We start from the raw sequence: 2,251 nt of genomic DNA, 5'->3' as shown, positions 1-2,251 counted from the left end.
GGCCCGGCGGCCCCGCACGCGGTGAGCAGGCCGACGGCCGCGGCGACGGCCACGGCGGGAAGGCCCCTGCGGCGAAGGAGGGAGGAGGATGTCATGAGGCAACTCGCAATCGGGGTCGGTACTCGTCCTCGCGACCGTGCCGAACGGGGGAGCACTGTCGCCGACGATGTGTCGTCCCAGGCCGGGACGTGGCAAACTTAGATCATCACCATATGGCTAGGCAAACCTAAGTTAGGTTTACCTGGCTCTCGTCATGAGGGGAGCAGTGGGTGAGTGACACCCCCGGGGCCGCGACCGCCGGCCCCGTCACCACGCCCGAGAACGGCTTCGCGCCCGGCGCCGACGACCCCCCGCCCACGGGACTGATCGCCCCCCGCCGCGCCCGCAGGATCGCCGGCCTGGGCCTTCTGGCGGTCCTGCTCGGGCTGGCGGCGTTGAGCAGTGTCCTGTTCGGCGCGCGCATGCTCGACCCCGCCACCGTCTGGCAGGCGTTGTCCCACGCGGCCAGCGACGAGGCCAACATCATCGTCAACGAGATCCGCCTGCCGCGCACCGCGCTCGGCCTGCTCGCCGGACTCAGCCTCGGCCTGGGCGGCGCCCTCATGCAGGGGCACACACGCAACCCCCTGGGTGACCCGAGCATCCTCGGCGTCACCTTCGGCGCCGCCTTCGTGGTGGTCCTGGGGATCCACTTCCTCGCCATCGACGACCTGCGCACCCAGGCCTGGCTGGCGTTCGTCGGCGCCGGAGCGGCGGCCGTGGTCGTCTACCTCATCGGCTCGGTGCCCGGCCGCGGTCCCACACCCATCACCCTGGCCCTGGCCGGAACCGCGGTCAGTTGGCTGATGTACTCGCTGGTCTCGGGGATCGTCCTGCTCGACCAGGACACCATGGACAACTTCCGCTTCTGGCGCGTGGGCTCCCTCACCGGCCGCGACCCCTCGGTCATCGGCCAGATGCTCCCCTTCGTGGTCGTCGGCGTCGTCCTGGCCCTGGCCAACACCCGCGCGCTCAACGCCCTGGCGCTGGGCGACGACACCGCCCGCGCCCTGGGCTTCCGGATCGGATGGGCCAGGGCCACCGGGCTGCTCGCCATCACGCTGCTCACCGGCGTGACCGTGGCCGCCTGCGGACCGATCGCCTTCGTCGGGCTCATCGTCCCGCACCTGGCCCGCGCCATGGTCGGCTCGGACCACCGCTGGTTGCTGCCCTACTCCGGACTGCTCGGCGCCATCCTGCTCATGGCCGCCGACGTCCTCGGCCGCTTCCTGGCCCCTCCCGGGGAACTCCAGGTCGGGGTGGTGCTCGCCATCCTGGGCGCCCCCTTCTTCATCTACGTCGTCCGACGCAGGAAACTTCTCGCCCTATGAGTTCCACGACCTCCCCCGCCGCCCCCCGTACCCGGACACCCGCGCTCCCGCGCCCCGTGCGCGCTCTGCGGATGGGCCCGGTCTCCCTCCCACTACGCCCCCGCCTGGTCATCGCGTCCCTTCTGACCTGCGGGGCCATCCTCGTCCTGGTCACCCTCAACCTCGCCATAGGGGAGACCGAGGTCACCGCCGCGCAGGTGTGGGCCAACATCGTCGGCACCAGCAGCGACCAGTACTTCACCATCTGGCGGGTGCGCATGCCCCGTGTCGTGGTCGGCCTGCTGGCCGGGGCCGCCCTGGCCGCCGCCGGAGCCATCACACAGACCATCATGCGCAACCCCCTGGCCAGTCCCGACCTGCTCGGCGTCACCCACGGCGCCAGCGCCGGGGTGGTCGCGGTCATGGCCTTCGGCGGCAGCTACGGCATCGTCAGCGGCCCCCTCGCCGACATCGGCGTCCCGGCCGTCGCCCTGGCGGGCGGACTCCTGGCCGGAGTCCTCTGCTACGGCCTGGCCTGGCGCGCGGGCATCGACGGTTACCGGCTGCTCCTGGTCGGCGTGGGCGTGTCCGCCGTGCTGATGAACGTCACACTGTGGATGCTCACCCTGGGCGAGGTCACCGACAGCGGCCGCGCCATGGTGTGGATCGCGGGCAGCCTCACCATGCGCACCTGGCCGAACGCGGTCCCCGTGGCCATCGCCCTGCTGTTGTGCCTGCCCGCCGCGCTGATCATGGCCCGCACCATGGACGCCCTGTCCTACGGCGACGACATCGCCCGGGGGCTGGGCGTGCGCGTGGAGCGGGGCCGCGCAGGCCTGCTCGTCCTGGCCGTGCTGCTCGCCGCCTTCGGCACCTCGGCCGCCGGACCGATCCTCTTCGTG

The 2,251-nt window shown here is 72.1% G+C and carries 2 protein-coding genes; both read left to right on the top strand.

The window, feature by feature from the left end:
• Positions 1-269 precede the first annotated feature (269 nt).
• Complete coding sequence (locus D471_RS0126060; RefSeq protein ID WP_017601334.1) at positions 270-1,370, top strand: FecCD family ABC transporter permease; 1,101 nt, start codon at positions 270-272, stop codon at positions 1,368-1,370.
• Positions 1,367-2,251 (top strand): FecCD family ABC transporter permease (locus tag D471_RS36285; RefSeq protein WP_017601333.1); only part of this gene is annotated, 885 nt, incomplete at its 3' end. The genes D471_RS0126060 and D471_RS36285, both read left to right, overlap by 4 nt.

Origin of the sequence: Nocardiopsis lucentensis DSM 44048 (assembly GCF_000341125.1) — a bacterium.
Taxonomy (GTDB): domain Bacteria; phylum Actinomycetota; class Actinomycetes; order Streptosporangiales; family Streptosporangiaceae; genus Nocardiopsis; species Nocardiopsis lucentensis.
This window is presented reverse-complemented; position numbering and strand designations above follow the sequence as displayed.